13 protein-coding genes and 1 pseudogene are annotated in these 15,077 nt (G+C 66.1%); 5 read left to right on the top strand and 9 right to left on the bottom strand.

All coding sequences use genetic code 11. The features are described 5' to 3' along the window. Positions 1-84 precede the first annotated feature (84 nt). Complete coding sequence (locus tag T336_RS0112355) at positions 85-387, top strand: hypothetical protein (RefSeq protein ID WP_026432771.1); 303 nt, start codon at positions 85-87, stop codon at positions 385-387. A 33-nt stretch (positions 388-420) separates the two neighbouring features. Here the strand turns inward: T336_RS0112355 and T336_RS0112360 are convergent, their stop codons facing one another. From T336_RS0112360 to T336_RS0112390, 8 genes are all read right to left on the bottom strand, one after another. Further along, positions 421-1,821 (bottom strand): homoserine dehydrogenase, encoded by a 1,401-nt coding sequence (locus tag T336_RS0112360; RefSeq protein WP_026432772.1) that lies wholly within the window; start codon positions 1,819-1,821, stop codon positions 421-423. Between the two features lie 267 nt (positions 1,822-2,088). Beyond that, entirely contained in the window at positions 2,089-2,349 is a 261-nt protein-coding gene (locus tag T336_RS26075; protein WP_084151419.1) for an ATP-binding protein, read from the bottom strand. A gap of 69 nt (positions 2,350-2,418) precedes the next feature. Beyond that, the gene (locus tag T336_RS0112365; protein ID WP_019699954.1) at positions 2,419-2,856 is read right to left on the bottom strand and encodes an OsmC family protein; all 438 of its coding nucleotides are present in this window, start codon (positions 2,854-2,856) and stop codon (positions 2,419-2,421) included. A 145-nt stretch (positions 2,857-3,001) separates the two neighbouring features. Beyond that, positions 3,002-3,430, bottom strand: coding sequence for a YkgJ family cysteine cluster protein (locus T336_RS0112370; RefSeq protein ID WP_026432773.1), 429 nt, complete (start codon positions 3,428-3,430; stop codon positions 3,002-3,004). 39 nt (positions 3,431-3,469) lie between these two features. Then, positions 3,470-4,507 (bottom strand): RNA 3'-terminal phosphate cyclase, encoded by a 1,038-nt coding sequence (gene rtcA / locus T336_RS0112375; protein ID WP_026432774.1) that lies wholly within the window; start codon positions 4,505-4,507, stop codon positions 3,470-3,472. A 30-nt stretch (positions 4,508-4,537) separates the two neighbouring features. Further along, positions 4,538-5,356 (bottom strand): nucleotidyltransferase domain-containing protein, encoded by an 819-nt coding sequence (locus T336_RS0112380; protein WP_026432775.1) that lies wholly within the window; start codon positions 5,354-5,356, stop codon positions 4,538-4,540. Positions 5,357-5,378: 22 nt separating this feature from the next. Beyond that, positions 5,379-6,605 (bottom strand): RtcB family protein, encoded by a 1,227-nt coding sequence (locus tag T336_RS0112385; protein ID WP_026432776.1) that lies wholly within the window; start codon positions 6,603-6,605, stop codon positions 5,379-5,381. Positions 6,606-6,931: 326 nt separating this feature from the next. Beyond that, the gene (locus T336_RS0112390) at positions 6,932-8,506 is read right to left on the bottom strand and encodes a vWA domain-containing protein (protein ID WP_026432777.1); all 1,575 of its coding nucleotides are present in this window, start codon (positions 8,504-8,506) and stop codon (positions 6,932-6,934) included. A gap of 207 nt (positions 8,507-8,713) precedes the next feature. On the opposite strand from T336_RS0112390, the gene rtcR reads away from it, so the two are divergent. The 4 genes from rtcR to T336_RS0112410 all read left to right on the top strand — a co-directional run bounded on the left by rtcR (position 8,714) and on the right by T336_RS0112410 (position 14,927). Continuing rightward, on the top strand, positions 8,714-10,372 hold the full coding sequence (gene rtcR / locus T336_RS0112395; protein ID WP_026432778.1) for an RNA repair transcriptional activator RtcR: 1,659 nt from the start codon (positions 8,714-8,716) through the stop codon (positions 10,370-10,372). Between the two features lie 86 nt (positions 10,373-10,458). Beyond that, positions 10,459-12,960: an EcoAI/FtnUII family type I restriction enzme subunit R gene (gene hsdR / locus T336_RS25115; protein WP_051647169.1), complete on the top strand. Its 2,502-nt coding sequence runs from the start codon at positions 10,459-10,461 to the stop codon at positions 12,958-12,960. Beyond that, positions 12,957-13,442, top strand: coding sequence for an SHOCT domain-containing protein (locus T336_RS27205; protein ID WP_035225868.1), 486 nt, complete (start codon positions 12,957-12,959; stop codon positions 13,440-13,442). The genes hsdR and T336_RS27205 overlap by 4 nt, the downstream gene beginning before the upstream one ends. 6 nt (positions 13,443-13,448) lie before the next feature. Next, positions 13,449-14,927, top strand: coding sequence for a type I restriction-modification system subunit M (locus T336_RS0112410; protein WP_026432779.1), 1,479 nt, complete (start codon positions 13,449-13,451; stop codon positions 14,925-14,927). A 62-nt stretch (positions 14,928-14,989) separates the two neighbouring features. Here the strand turns inward: T336_RS0112410 and T336_RS27210 are convergent. Beyond that, positions 14,990-15,077: pseudogene (locus T336_RS27210) on the bottom strand (IS5/IS1182 family transposase); the annotation flags it as partial.

A 15,077-nucleotide genomic window follows, 5' to 3' on the forward strand; every position in this document is an offset into this window, starting at 1 on the left:
CGGAGCACGTTTTCTAGCATGAAGAAGAACAGGCCCTGAGCCGCTGCAACCGCCATCCCGGCGGTGCAACCCAAGGAGATCCCCATGTCCCAAGCCCCCCGTTCCTCCGACCAGCAAGGGGCCGATCCCACGGCCTCCGCCCGCGTGCCCCAGCGGGTCGAGCGCCGTATCGACACCACCCGGAAGCACCCTGCTCCGGATGCCGAGCAGCAGGACCTGAACAGCCCCGAGGCGCGCCTGCCCCACGAACGCGATCAGTCCGTGGACATGACGGACGGCAAGCCGGATCCGGAGATGAAGCAGGCCCATGATGACCTGGAGCGTGGCCTCAAGGACACCGACCGCGGTGCCCCGGCCCACGAGGCCTACCAGAAGCAGAAGCGCTGAGCCAGCCTGTATTCCGGAACGGCCTGCCGGCCGTCAATCCAGGTTTTCGACACGCAGGTGCGCCGGTGTGCCCATGCACCAGTCCGCCTGCACGGTACGCTGCAGGACGTCGCGAACGGCGCCGTCCCGTGCCGGCCGGGTGAGTGCCAGCAACTGGGCCTGGCCGCTGCCGGGGCCCTGGGGACGCCAGGCATCGAGCCGCTCCACTGCGACACCGGCCTGCGCTAGCCACTGCGCCAGAGCGGCCGGCGCCATGCCCTCCGTACCCTCGCCCAACGGAATGCGCAGGTAATGCCGGGTCACCACGTCGTCCATGCGCAGCACGGGGCGATCCACCAGTGCCGCGCCCGGCACGCCCAGCGGCGGCACCGTGCAGCGGATGGGGCCGCCGGCCTGCGCCACCGTCTGGCGGGCCAGGTCCACCAGATCGGCGACCACCGCGGAGGCGGTCGGCTCCGCTCCCGCCCCGGCGCCATAGTGCAGCGCGATGCCCTGTGCATCCCCGCGCAGCATGACGGCGTTCATCGCCCCTTCCACCTGCGCGAGCAGGTGCGTGGCGGGCACCAGCGCAGGATGCACCCGCAGCTCCACCGATTCCCCCTGCCGCCGAGCGATGCCCAGCAGCTTCACGGCATGGCCCCACTCCCGCGCTGCTGCCACGTCCAGTGCGTCCACTCCGCGGATGCCCTCCACATGGGCGCGGTCGAAGCGGACCGGCATGCCGAAGGCGTTGGCGGCCAGCAAGGCGGTCTTGTGGGCGGCATCGATGCCGTCCACGTCGAAGGTGGGATCGGCCTCCGCATAGCCCAGGGCCTGGGCTTCCGCCAGCGCATCGCCGAACGCAAGGCCGGCCTGCCGCATGCGGCTCAGGATGTAGTTGCTGGTGCCGTTCACGATGCCGGCCAGCCATTCCACGCGGTTCGCCGTGGCACCTTCGCGCAGCGCCTTCACGATGGGGATGCCGCCGGCCACGGCCGCTTCATAGGCGAGCGGCACGCCGCGCGACTCAGACTGGGTGAACAGCGCATTGCCATGCACCGCCAGCAGCGCCTTGTTGGCCGTGACCACGGGCTTGCCAAGGCCTATGGCCGCCGACACCCATTCGCGCGGGGCATCCGTGCCCCCGGCCACTTCCAGCAGCACGTCGATGCCGGAATGCGTGGCCAGCGCCAGCGGATCGCCGGTGAGTTCCACGCGATCGGCCGCTTCGCCGAGCACGCGCCTGGCACGCGCCAGGTCGCGGGCCGCCACCGCCACGATCTCGATGCCCCGTCCCGCACGCGCCGCGATCTGCGCCTGGTTGCGGGCCAGCACCTGCCAGGTGCCCAGGCCTACGGTGCCGATGCCGATCATGCCCACGCGCAGGGGACGCAGGCCCGCACCGCCGGCGGGGGCGGCGGCAGGAAGGGGACGCCATTGGGGGTCGTTGAACATCGGGTCACTCTCTTTCTCTCGAACAAAGGGCGCGATGGCCCGGAAACGAAAAACCCGGCGGTCGGGCCGGGTTCGTTCGAGGAGGGAATGACACCAGGCGACCGTCGGAACGGCCACCCAGCGCGCAGGCTAGGCAGCCGCGGTGGTAATGGTGATCATCGTCATTCGCATGCAGCAGGCCGCTGCCGCCGCCACGGGGGCGCGGAACAGGGGGCTGGGGGTGCGTGCGAACGACATGGCGATGCAGTGTACAGGAATGCCGGACTTTCACCGCGGCCCGGTGCGCTCCATCCGGATGGCATCGAAGGGGCAATGCACGGCGCACAGGGCGCATCCCGTGCAACCCGCCGGGTCGTGCAGCGTCGACCGCTTCGGGCCCCATGGTGGAGGCGGTGCGCCTTCCCGGCCAGGGCTGCCCTCCGTACCCAGCGACAGCACGTGCGGCGCGCAGACCGCCACGCACCGGCCGCAGCCCGTGCAGCGGCCGGGATCGATGGCGGGCAGGGCTTTAGGCATGGAAGGCGACATGTGCGGCTGGCAAGGCGATGGCACGGCCAGGGCGCGGCGTGCTCCCGCCGATGATGCCAGCGCGGCCTGTCAGCCCACGAGCTGCGCGTCCAGCGTGATCTCCGGCACCCCGGCGAGCGCCTTCGACAGCGGGCAGTTGGCCTTGGCGCCGGCCGCGATTTCCTGGAACTTCGCATCGTCGATGCCCGGCACTTTCGCCTTGAGCGTGAGCGCGATGCGGTCGATCTTGAAGCCTTCGCCTTCCTTGGCGAGGCGCACCTTGGCGGTGGTGTCGAGCGTTTCCGTGGCGATGCCGGCCTTCTCGCAGGCGAATGCGAATGCCATGGTGAAGCAGGCAGCATGTGCCGCGCCGACGATTTCTTCCGGATTGGTGCCCGTGCGGTCGTCGCCGAAACGGCTGCCGAAGCCATACGGGTAGTTTTTCAGCGCGCCGGTCTCGGTGCTGATCTGGCCCTGGCCGGTCTTGCCGGCGCCTTGCCAATGGATGGATGCGGTTTTCTCGGACATGCGGACTCCTTTTGCTGTGGGGTGGGACAAACCGCCATCACAGCATGGCTCGCGCCGCCGCCGCGTGGGCGCAGGGAGCGCTCGCGGCCCCGTCCGCGTCCTACAGCTCAGTTCAATGGTTCCGTGGAGCGCGCGCGGGCCGCACTCAACGTTGCCGTGTGCCGCCGCCCTGTCCCTGCGCGGCCGGGCCATAGGCGCACCAGCCGGGGCGCGGGCTCTTCTTCTGCGGATGCAGCCGGCAAGTTTCCGGCCGCACCTCGTACACCGTGCAGCGCCGCGTGGCCGCGTCCAGGAAGTGGCAATCGCCGCTGGCGCGCCGCGCCATGGTGAACACCACGTTCTTGTGGTTGAAGTGGTCGATGAGCCGCGCCTTCTGCAGCCGCTTCGCGATGTGCCGCGGCTCCTCGTGCTCGGCCTCGAACGCATCCACCAACCCCAGCCGCACGAGATCGGACAGCTGCACCTCCAGCGGCATGGTGCAGCAGTTGGCCGCGCAGGTCGCGCACAGGCCCGCGCGGTAGCGGGTCCAGGTGGCGGGGTTGTCGATATTGACGATGGAAATCGGGGAGCGCATGGCGGGGCGGGATCGGCAGGCAGGCGATTGTCGTTCACCCTAGCGCGGCTGTGCGCGGACCGTCCAGTGGTTGCCTGTTCCTTCCACTGCAAACCGTACCGGCAGGAAGTGTTCGATCACGGCGAAGTGCGTGGTCGCGTGGGCGGTCAGCTCCGTGCAGGTGTAGGTGGCCCCGCGCTGGCGCTGCCATACGGCCAGGGCCAGCGGCAGCGCCCACTGGTCTGCCAGGAAGGGGCCCAGCGCCGCGTCGCTTGCCAGGTAGGCCTGCACATCGCGGGCCAGTTCCTGCGCCACCTCTTCCGCGCTGGTGCCTTTCACGCCGAATTGCGTGAAAACCTCCGTGACGTTCTCGCACGCCAGCGTGGCAATCAGCGCATTGCCCGGCCCTTCGTGCTGCCGGGTGGGTGCCAGGCGCAATTGCTCCCTGCTCCAGCCCAGCGCTGCGCCCAGGTGCTCCAGCTCTCGCCGGGCGACCGCCCGCGGCAGCGCAGGGGCCAGGCATTCCGCGCAGTGCGGCATCGCGGTGCCGCGCTGCAGCAGGTCGAATGGCTGCAGCCGTTCCGCGCCGGGGGTGATGTGCGCCTCGATGCGGCCGCCTCCCGCCGGATAGAAGCCCAGCCGGTGCAGCGTGAGCTCGGCCGGGGCACCGAGTCGGCGCACCAGCGGGGCATAGCTGCGCTCCAGGAAATGGAACGGTGGCGCCATGGGGTTGTGCGTACCGCCGTGCAATTGCACCCGGCTGGGCGCATCGGCCATCAGCAGCGCCGGCCACACCGTCTGCAGCACCAGCGTGCAGCTGCCCGCCGATCCGACGTGGAACGCATAGTCGCCCGCCCGTACGGTGCCAGGGACGAAGCGCAGGGACTGGGAGTTCAGTTCCGCCCCCTGGACCTCGGCGCCGCAGATCTCCGCTGCGGCCGCCACGCAGGCCAGATGCTGCCGCATCAGGCCCGGCTTGGGCCGGCCGGCGCGGATGCGCTGCAGTTCGAAGGGCTGGCCCGTGCACATGGACAGGGCCAGCGAGGCCCGCAATATCTGTCCGCCGCCTTCCCCGGCGGAGCCATCGATGTCGATCATGGTGTTGTTCTTCTTTCTGGTCGTTCGTTTTCATGACGGCGCGTCGAAATGCCGCACGGCCTCCTGCAGATAGCGGTCGAGCTGTGGGCGCAGGCCGGCTTTCGGCGTGGCCTCGGGCACATGGGCCATCGCCTCGGCCAGCTCCCGCTCGATGAACGCGTGGATGCCCGGCCAGCGCGGGCTCGTCGCCGATTCGCCGGCACGCATCTTCACGGCCAGCAGTGCGTTCAGTTCATCGAGCACGGCCGGGTCCGCCAGCGTGCGCGCCGCCAGATCGGCGAAGCGCATCGGGGGAACGCCCCGCCCCTCGCGGATCCAGCGCGCGGCCAGCAGGGGGCGCAGCACATACAGGTACTTCTTGTACCGGACCGTCTCGCCATACAGGTGCTCGCGCAGGTTCCTTTTGGCCATCGATACGTAGTGGTGGTAGCCCCGCACTGCAGAAAAGCCCTCCTCGGCCAGCGCGCGCAGGCGCTCCGTCCAGGGATCGGCCTGCCGGTAGAGGATGGGCGAGCGCAGCCACTCGAGCAGCGTCGGGTTGGAGTCGGCCAGCAGCCCCAGCGCCTTGCGCAACTCCCAGCCGCATATGTCCAGCTCGCCGCTGATGGGCTGCTCGATGACGTCGCGGCCCGCTTCCACGGTCAGGTACCAGGGCAGCCGATGCACATAGACGAAGCGCACGTCGTAGTCGCTGTCGGGCGATGCGAAGCCCCATCCGCGGCTGCCGGATTCGCAGGCGAACAGCACCGCCACCTGGTGGCGGCTCTCTATCGCCGACAGCTGCTCCAGCACCGTGGCCCGCATCGCATCCGACACGGGATGGGCGCTCAGAACGGTTTCTTCCTGCATGGTCCTTTCCCCTTCATCTTTATCAACCCTTCACGCACACCACCTGCTTGAGCGTGTGCACCACCTCGACCAGGTCCTGCTGCGCCGCCATGACGGCGTCGATGTCCTTGTAGGCCATCGGGATCTCGTCGATCACGTCGGCATCCTTGCGGCACTCGACCCCCGCCGTCGCCCGGGCATGGTCCTCGACGGTGAACTGCTTCTTCGCTTTGGTGCGGCTCATCACGCGGCCGGCGCCGTGGCTGCAGCTCTCGAAGCTCTCCGGATTGCCCAGGCCGCGCACGATGTAGCTGCGCGCGCCCATGCTGCCCGGGATGATGCCCATCTGGCCACGCCGCGCGCTCACCGCGCCCTTGCGGGTCACGAACACGTCCTGCCCGAAATGCCGCTCCTGCTGCACATAGTTGTGGTGGCAGTTCACCGCCTCCACGTGCGCCTCGAACGGCTTCGGGATCGACTTGCGCACGGTGGCGATCAGCCGGTCCATCATCACTTCGCGGTTCTTCATCGCGAACTTCTGCGCCCAGGACACGCCGCGCACATAGTCCCCGAAGTACCGCGCCCCTTCCTCGAAATAGGCCAGGTCCTTGTCGGGCAGGTTGCGCTGGTGGAGTTCCGCGTCCTTCTTCGCCAGTTCGATGAAATGCGTGCCGATGGCATTGCCCACGCCACGCGAGCCGGAATGCAGCATGAACCACACGAAGCCGGCCTCGTCCAGGCAGACCTCGATGAAGTGGTTGCCCGTGCCCAGCGTGCCCAGGTGCTTGCGGTTGTTCGTGTTCTTCAGCCGCGGGTGCAGTTCGCACAGCGCCTCGAACTCGTCGGCCAGCGTGGCCCAGGCTTGGTCAACGGCTTCGGGTGGCTGCTCCCAGCTGCCCGGATCGCGGCCGCGGTGGCGCGGTGCCGACCCGTGCGGCACCGCCTGCTCGATGGCCGAGCGCAGCGGGCCCAGGCTGTCCGGCAGGTCCTCGGCGCGCAGCGTGGTCTTCGCGGCCATCATGCCGCAGCCGATGTCCACGCCCACGGCGGCCGGAATGATGGCCTTGAGGGTCGGGATCACCGAGCCCACGGTGGCGCCGATGCCCAGGTGCACGTCCGGCATCGCCGCGATGTGCTTGAAAACGATCGGCAGGCGTGCCGCGTTCGCCAGTTGCTGGCGGGCCTCGTCCTCGACCGGCACGCCCTGCGTCCACATCTTCACCGGCACGCCGCCGGGCACTTCCTGCAGTTGATAGTTCGTCTTCGACATGTTGTTCTTCTCCATGAAAAAAAGCGGATGCCCCGCTGCGACAAGGGGTGGTGAAACAATCGTGCTCTATCCACTGAGCTACGGCACCCGAAGGGCGCCGGCGGGAATCGAACCCGCGACCACGAGCGTGACAGGCTGTAGTTCCACCTGCATTCGCAGCAAGGCATCGCAAAAAAGGCGTGACCAGGCGGCCGTCCCGGGCGACGAAGAGTGCAAGAGCGGCCGACGGGGTCTCCGTTGCGGGCTTGCAGGCCCGCGTGGCCAAAAGGTGCTGTACTCCTGCAGGCATTCGCCCGGGACATCCTCCAACTTCCATCGCCGCTGCGCTACTGCGCGGCCAGCGGCATCTTCTCTATCTCTCCGACCCAGTGCTCCGCATCCAGGGTGCCGGCGGCGAAGTGGCCGACCATCCCGAAAACCGCGTCGGAGAATCCCCCGACGTTCAGGATGTCGCTGCGCTCGGCGGCCTGCGTCGTCGCATTCGGCTGGATGTCGATGCATACCAGCCGCGCCTGCGGGTTGCGCTTCTTCAGCGCCTCCCACTCGAGCATCGTCCGCGTCGCGCCATGGCGCCGTACGTCCACCCAGGATTCGTTGTCCGATACCAGGATCACAAGGTCCACGGCGGCGCGCTCACGGTTCAGCAGGGCCAGCGGCGCACTGCAGTTCGTCCCGCCGCCACCGATGGCGGCCAGCGCCTGCGCGTTGGTCATCACCGAGTCGCGGGCATTGAGCCGCAGTTTCACCACCTCCCGCTCGAATGGCAGCACCCGGGCCTGGGGGTTGCGGCGCAGCACCGCGGCAGCCACCAGCGCAGCCACATCGATGCACCGCACGCGGGACGTCGCCGTCCCCCGGTAGCCCGTCACGGGCGAACCCATCGAACCCGACACGTCGGGGCACACCACCACCCGGCCCTGGAAGGCCGGCACGTGGGCCAGCGACAGCTCCATCGCGTCCTGCAGCGCATCGCGCACGGCCTCGGGCACCGCGTCCCCGGCCGCCTTGAAGGCGGACAGCAACTGGTACGGCATCACCCGCGCCTTCGCCACCGCCTGCGGGTCGGCCAGCTTCGCGGCCACCGCCTCGGCCATGCCGGGCAGCCCGAACACGCCATGCCGCGCAAAGGTGTTCAAGTTCTGGCGCACCATCTGCCACGAACCCGCCCGGGCGATCTGCGCCCACTGCGCCGGGCCCAGCTCCAGCGCCGTCAGCATCTGGAACGGAACGTCCGGCACGTCGGTCGCCAGGCCCTGGGCGTTTTCGCGCTTGAAGCGCTCGAACGCCTGGGTGATGGGCGGCAGCGCCGCTTCATCCACCGGCTTGCCGAGCAGCCAGGCGAACCACGCCGCACGCCAGGCCTCGGCCGGCTTCGGGTGGACCATCTTCACCACGTCGGCCAGCGAAGGCGTATTGCCCACGGCGGCATTCAGCAACTGCTTCTCGGAAGCCGCCAGCAGCCACTGCTGCACCAGCTTCTTCGGCCGCGTACCCAGCGACTTGCGGCCCACGGCCCCGCTGCGCACGATCTGCACGAAATTGCGCAGCATCTTGCCGTTGTCCACAACCCGGCCGAACACCGGGCCCAACAGGGCCACGTCGCGCACCGCGAGGTGCGCGGCCAGCAGGGCGGGCATGTCCTTCATGTGCCCGGATTCGCGGGCATACAGAGCCGTCTTGGCGAGAAAGGCGGGCTCCAGTTCGCGGGCCAACGCCGTCACCTGATCGAGCTGGTCCTGCGCATCCGCATAGAAAGTCCGGCTCAGGCAACCCGTGGCGGCCAGTTGCGCGAGCTGGTGCCGCGGGCCGAAGGCGTAGGCCGGTGCCGCAGCCGCGTTGCACGCCGTGGCGTCGGGCAGCAGGCGTGCCTTGAGCGTCTGGAAGAGTTGGGTGTTGACCATGATGACCTCTCGTCTGCGTTGCGTTTCTTCGTATGTGCTTTCTTCTTTGCAACGCGCGTGCCAACACGGATGACGGCACCAGCGAAGTTTCATAACCCGTTGATTGGAAAGAGAAAAATCTTCCTGGAACGGCTTCTGCCTCAAACTCGCGGCATTCAAAAATCACCCCAAACTAGAATGTGAGCTAAGTTATCTATCCAGAAAGCTATGCCCAAGCGCAACGTCGTCGTTGGTTTCATCGGTACGCAACTCGATTCGGGCCAGGGAGCGGGGCGCTGGACCAAGTGGCGGCCCACGGTATCGCTTGTGCAGCACGAGGACATGCTGGTGGACCGCATGGAACTGCTTTACGCAACCAAGTACGAGGCGCTGGCGCAGACCGTGGTTCGCGACATCGCCGGCATCTCGCCGCAGACCACCGTGAACCTCGTGCCCATGGACGTGGGAGACCCGTGGGACTTCGGCGAGATGTACGCCGCCCTCTACGACTGGGTGCGCGGGTACCGCTTCGACCCGGCCAGGGAGCAGTACTGGGCGCACATCACCACGGGCACGCACGTCGCGCAGATCTGCATGTTCCTGATGGTGGAGTCGCGCTTCATTCCCGGCGTGCTGCTGCAGACCGCTCCGCCCCGCAAGCAGGAGAGCGGCCACCCCGGCAGCTACGCGCTGATCGACCTGGACCTCTCCCGCTACGACGCGCTGGCCCAGCGCTTCAGCCAGGCCCGGGCGGACGCACGGGAATTTCTCAAGAGCGGCATCGCCACGCGCAACGCGCATTTCAACGCCCTCATCGACGAAATCGAACGCGTGGCCGTGCGATCGCAGGCGCCCATCCTGCTAACGGGCCCCACCGGCGCAGGCAAATCGCACCTGGCCCGGCGCATGTTCGAGCTCAAGAAATCCCGCCACCAGGTGCAGGGCGAGTTCGTGGAAGTGAACTGTGCCACGCTGCGCGGTGATGGCGCGGCCTCCACCCTGTTCGGGCACCGCAAGGGCGCCTTCACCGGCGCGGCGGCCGACCGCGCCGGCCTGCTGCGCACCGCGCACGACGGCGTGCTGTTCCTGGACGAAATCGGCGAACTGGGCCTGGATGAACAGGCCATGCTGCTCAAGGCCGTGGAAGAAAAGCGCTTCTTCCCCATGGGCAGCGACAAGGAAGTGGCCAGTAACTTCCAGCTCATCGCCGGCACCAACCGCGACCTGCGCATCGACGTGGCCGAAGGCCGCTTTCGCGAAGACCTGTTCGCCCGCATCAACCTCTGGTCCTACGTGCTGCCCGGGCTCGCGCGGCGCCCCGAGGACATCGAGCCCAACGTGGACCACCTGCTCGCGCGCGTGGCCGAAGAGGCCGGCCGCGCCGTGCGCTTCAGCGCCGAAGCCAAGGCCCGTTACCTGCAGTTCGCGCGGTCGCCGGAAGCCACGTGGAACGGAAATTTCCGCGACCTGTCGGCCAGCGTGACCCGCATGGCGACCCTGGCGGACGGGGGGCGGATCTCCACCGCCCTGGTCGATGCGGAGATCCAGCGCTTGCGGTGGCTTTGGCAACCTGCGGGGGAGTTGCGCCATGCACAGACAGGGGGCTCAGCCGCGGGCCTCGGGGGCCGTGGCGAAGGCCCGTATGCCGACCTGGATCAGGAGCTGGACCGTCTGCTGCCCGCTGGCATGGCCCGCACGCTGGACCTGTTCGACCGCCTGCAGCTGGAGGCTGTCGTGCGCGTCTGCAGGGAGTGCGCGACGCTGTCCGAGGCGGGGCGGCGGCTCTTCGACCAGTCGCGTACGCAGCGGTCGGTGGTCAATGATGCGGACCGGTTGAGGAAGTATTTGCTCAAGTTCGGATTGGGGTGGGAGACGTTGCGGACGTAGGGCGCCGGCATGCGTATTCCTCTCGGATAATGATCCTTCATGCCGTGGATAGGTGAGGCCAAGGCTGGAAGAACGGGCGAGGAGCCATGGACAAGAAAAACTGGAGCGAAACCGACGTTTGCGAAAAGCGCATCAGTCCGGCCATTGCCAGCGCAGGCTGGGACCTGATCGCCCAAGTGCTGCGCGAGTACACGTTGCGTGCCGGACGAGTGGTGGTGCGCGGAAACACAGCGTTTCGCGACAAAAACAGCATCCTGCGTGCAGACTACGTTCTGTTCCACAAGCCCAACGTTCCGCTGGCAGTGGTCGAAGCCAAGGACCCCCATCATGCGGTAGGAGCTGGAATGCCACAGGCAATCCAGTATGCCGAATTGCTCGGGGTACCTTTCAGCTTTGCAAGCAATGGCGAGGGATTCGTCTTCCGCGATGCCACGCTCTCGGATGGTGTGCTGGAGCGAAACCTCGCGCTCACCGAGTTTCCTACCCCTGACGAACTGTGGGCCAAGTATTGCGTCTGGAAGGGCTGGACGACTGAGGTGCAACAGATCGCCAGCACCGACTATGCACCCAGCAAGACACCGCGCTACTACCAGCTTCTGGCCATCAATCGCACCGTCGAAGCCATCGCGGCGGGGCGGAAGAGGGTATTGCTTGTCATGGCCACCGGAACAGGCAAGACCTACACCGCGTTCCAGATCATTCACCGGCTGTGGAAGTCTCCGTGGCTGGCTGGTAAAGCGGCAGGGCAGAAGCGCATCCTGTTTCTGGCAGACCGGAACATCCTCATCGACCAGACCATGGTCAATGACTTCCGGCCGTTCAAGGGAGCCATGGCCAAACTCAGCCCCCATGCCAAGGGTGTGGAGCGCATCGATGCTGCGGGTCAACCGGCGGTGGACAACATCGTCACTGCGGTGAGCAAAAGCACCAAGCAGGTAGACAAAAGCTACGAAATCTATCTCTCGCTCTACCAGGCCGTGACCGGTTCGGACGAAGAGCGCAACATCTACAAGCAGTTCAGCCCGGACTTCTTCGATCTCATCGTCGTGGACGAGTGCCATCGCGGCAGTGCTGCGGAAGACTCGGCCTGGCGCGACATCCTTACCTACTTTTCCAGCGCGGCGCAGATCGGACTGACGGCCACTCCGAAAGAAACGGAAGATGTCTCCAACATCGATTATTTTGGCGAGCCGCTCTACACCTACAGCCTTCGCCAGGGGATCGAAGACGGATACCTTGCCCCTTACAAGGTGGTTCGCGTGGACCTCGATCGAGACACCTTCGGATGGCGGCCCACGGAGGGCATGCGCGACAAGTTCGGCCACCTGATCGAAGACCGCATCTACAACGGTGCGGACATGAACCGCAAGCTCGTGCTGGAGCAGCGCGATGCAGTCGTGGCCCGAAAGATCACGGAGTACCTGAAAGCCACAGACCGTTACGCGAAGACCATCGTGTTCTGTGAAGACATCGAACACGCGGCCCGCATGCGGCAGGCATTGAGCAACGCCAATGCCGACATTTGCGCTTCCCAGCCGAAATACGTGGTGCGGATCACGGGGGACAATGCCGAGGGCAAACGCGAGCTGGACAACTTCATCGATCCGGAAAAAACCTATCCCGTGATCGCCACCACGTCCAGGCTCATGAGCACGGGTGTGGACGCGCAGACATGCAAGGTGATCGTGCTCGATCAGACCATTCGGTCCATGACGCTCTTCAAGCAGATCATTGGCCGAGGAACCCGTTTGCGGGAAGACCTGGACAAAAGCTGGTTCACCATTCTCGACTTCAAGCGGGCCACGGAATTGTTCGCGGACGAGCAATTCGATGGTGACCCAGTGCAGGTGTACGAACCAGGGCCTGGTGAGCCATTGGCGCCTCCGTTTACAGACCTCCCAGCTCCGCCTGATGCAACCACTCCCGGCTGGCCATCGCCTGGTTTTGACCCTGACCAGGGAGGTGCGGGCACGTCGGACGAACCACGGAAATACACGGTGGGCCACGATGTGACCGTGGTGGTGGCCCGAGAGCGTGTGCAATACCTCAACGCCCAGGGCAAACTGGTGACGGAGAGCTTGCGCGACTACACGCGCATCAACCTGCGCAAACAGTATGAATCGCTGGACCAGTTCCTGCAGACATGGCACCAGGCCGATCGCAAGGCGGCATTGCTGTCCGAACTGGAGGCACAAGGCGTGCTGATCGAAGCGCTGGCCGCCGAGGTGGGTAAGGACCTCGATCCCTTCGACCTGCTGCTGCACGTGGCCTACGATCAGCCTCCGCTCACCCGCCGCGAGCGCGCGCTGCGCGTGAAGAAGCGCAACGTTTTCACGCAGTATGGTCCCACGGCCCGCAAGGTGCTGGACGCGCTGCTCGACAAATATGCCGACGAAGGTGTCTCCACCATCGAAAGCAATGAGGTGTTCAAGCTTCAGCCGTTTGCCAGCCTTGGCAGCCCAGTGGAACTGGTGCGAAGCTTCGGCGGCCGCCCACAGTATCTCCATGCGCTCGCCGCGCTGGAGCGTGAGCTGTATTTCCCCACCACGTCAACCGGCAGCACTGCTGGAGAAGGCGCATCCTCATGAAAGACCTGCTGAACAAAGCCAAGACCAAGGCGGTCCAGGTAGCCCAAGACCTTCGACCCGAGCCTGCCGACATCAAACGCACCACGGACGCGGCTGTGGACACCGCCACCAAAGTGGTGACGGAAATAGCCCGGTTGGGCAAAGACGCCCTGAAAACCGACATGGCCCGCGATGCGGCAGCAGGCGCTGCCGTGGGGGCCGTGGTGGCCATACCGGTGCCGTTGATCGGGCCGGTGGCGGGTGCCGTCATCGGGGCGGGGTTGGGTGTCTACAAGAACATCACACGCGGTGGCAGCAAGGGCCCGGACCCGGTCATCTTGCCCATGCCCCACGAATTTCCCGATGCGGTCAGCATCCCCAAGCTTGAAAAGCTGGATGTGGACAGGTACGAAGAGCTGAACAAACTGCACGACCTCAAGACCAAAGGCGTGCTGACCGACGAAGAGTTTGCTGCAGAGAAAAAGAAGATCCTGGATCGATAACCGCTCATGTCCAACCTGTCTCCTGTCATCAAATCCATCCAAGACATCATGCGCCAGGACTCTGGCGTTGACGGCGATGCACAGCGCATCAGCCAGCTGACCTGGCTGCTGTTCCTCAAAGTCTTTGATGCGCTCGAAGAAGAGCTTGAAACCACCCGCGATCATTACCAGAGCCCCATCCCCGAACACCTTCGTTGGCGCGCCTGGGCCGCGAATCCGGAAGGCATGACCGGCGAGGCCTTGCTGGATTTTGTCGATAAGCAACTCTTCCCGGCCCTCAAGGGCCTGAATGCCGATCCCGTGCGCAACCCGCGCGGCTACGTGGTGCGCGGCGTGTTCGAAGACGCCTACAACTACATGAAGAGCGGTCATCTGCTGCGCCAGGTGGTCAACAAGCTGAACACCATCGACTTCAACCGGCAGGCCGAACGCCACCAGTTCAACGACCTGTACGAAAAGATCCTGCGCGACCTGCAGAGCGCCGGCAACGCGGGCGAGTTCTATACGCCCCGCGCCGTCACCCAGTTCATGGTGGACATGATCAACCCCCAACTGGGCGAGAGCGTCATGGACCCGGCCACCGGCACCGGCGGCTTCCTGGTCTGCGCCATCGAGCACCTGCGCAGACAGGTGCGCAATGCCGGCCAAGAAGCGGTACTGCAAAACAGCATCCGTGGCGTAGAAAAAAAGCAGCTTCCGCACATGCTCTGCGTCACCAACCTGCTGCTGCACGGCATCGAAGTACCCAGCCAGATCGTGCACGACAACACCTTGGCCCGCCCGCTGCGCGACTACACGGCGGCAGACCGTGTCAACGTCATCCTCACCAACCCGCCCTTCGGCGGCATCGAAGAGCCCGGCATCGAGGCCGGCTTCCCCGCCGACGTGCGCACCAAGGAGACGGCCGACCTTTTCCTCGTGCTCATCCAGCACCTGCTCAAGCCCCATGGCCGCGCCGCCGTGGTGCTGCCCGACGGCTTCCTGTTCGGTGAAGGCGTGAAGGCCCGCATCAAGGAACAACTGCTGCAGCAATGCAACCTGCACACCATCGTCCGCCTGCCCAATGGCGTGTTCGCTCCCTATACCGGCATCAAGACCAACCTGCTGTTCTTCACCAAGGGCCAGTCGACGCAGCACATCTGGTACTACGAGCACCCCTACCCGCCGGGCGCGAAGAACTACAACAAGACCAAGCCCATCCGCATCGACGAGTTCGATGCCGAGAAAGCCTGGTGGGGCACCGAGGACGACGGCTTTGCCGCCCGCGTGGAAAACGAACGGGCCTGGAAGGTGGGCGTCGACCAGATCAAGGCTGCCGGCTACAACCTGGACCAGAAGAACCCCCACGTTGGCGAGCAGCAAAGCCACGACCCCGACGTGCTGCTGGCCGACTATGCCCGGTTGCAGGCCGAGGCCCAGGCTCTGCGCGATGAGTTGAAGGGCATCCTGGCGCAGTCCCTGTCCGCCAAAGCTGCCAGCGTCTGATGATCAGCAACGCGTTCTGCAAGGACTTCGCTGGCAGCGCCAGGGTGTAGGGTTTAGAGCGGCTAACACCACCGATCCACGAAGCGCGCACAGATGATCGCTGCAGCCAGTTTCAACAGCGCTTCGTGGATGTCCAGCCGCCGCTCGAAG

Origin of the sequence: Paracidovorax oryzae ATCC 19882, from assembly GCF_000687165.1 — a bacterium.
Classification (GTDB): Bacteria; Pseudomonadota; Gammaproteobacteria; order Burkholderiales; family Burkholderiaceae_C; genus Paracidovorax; species Paracidovorax oryzae.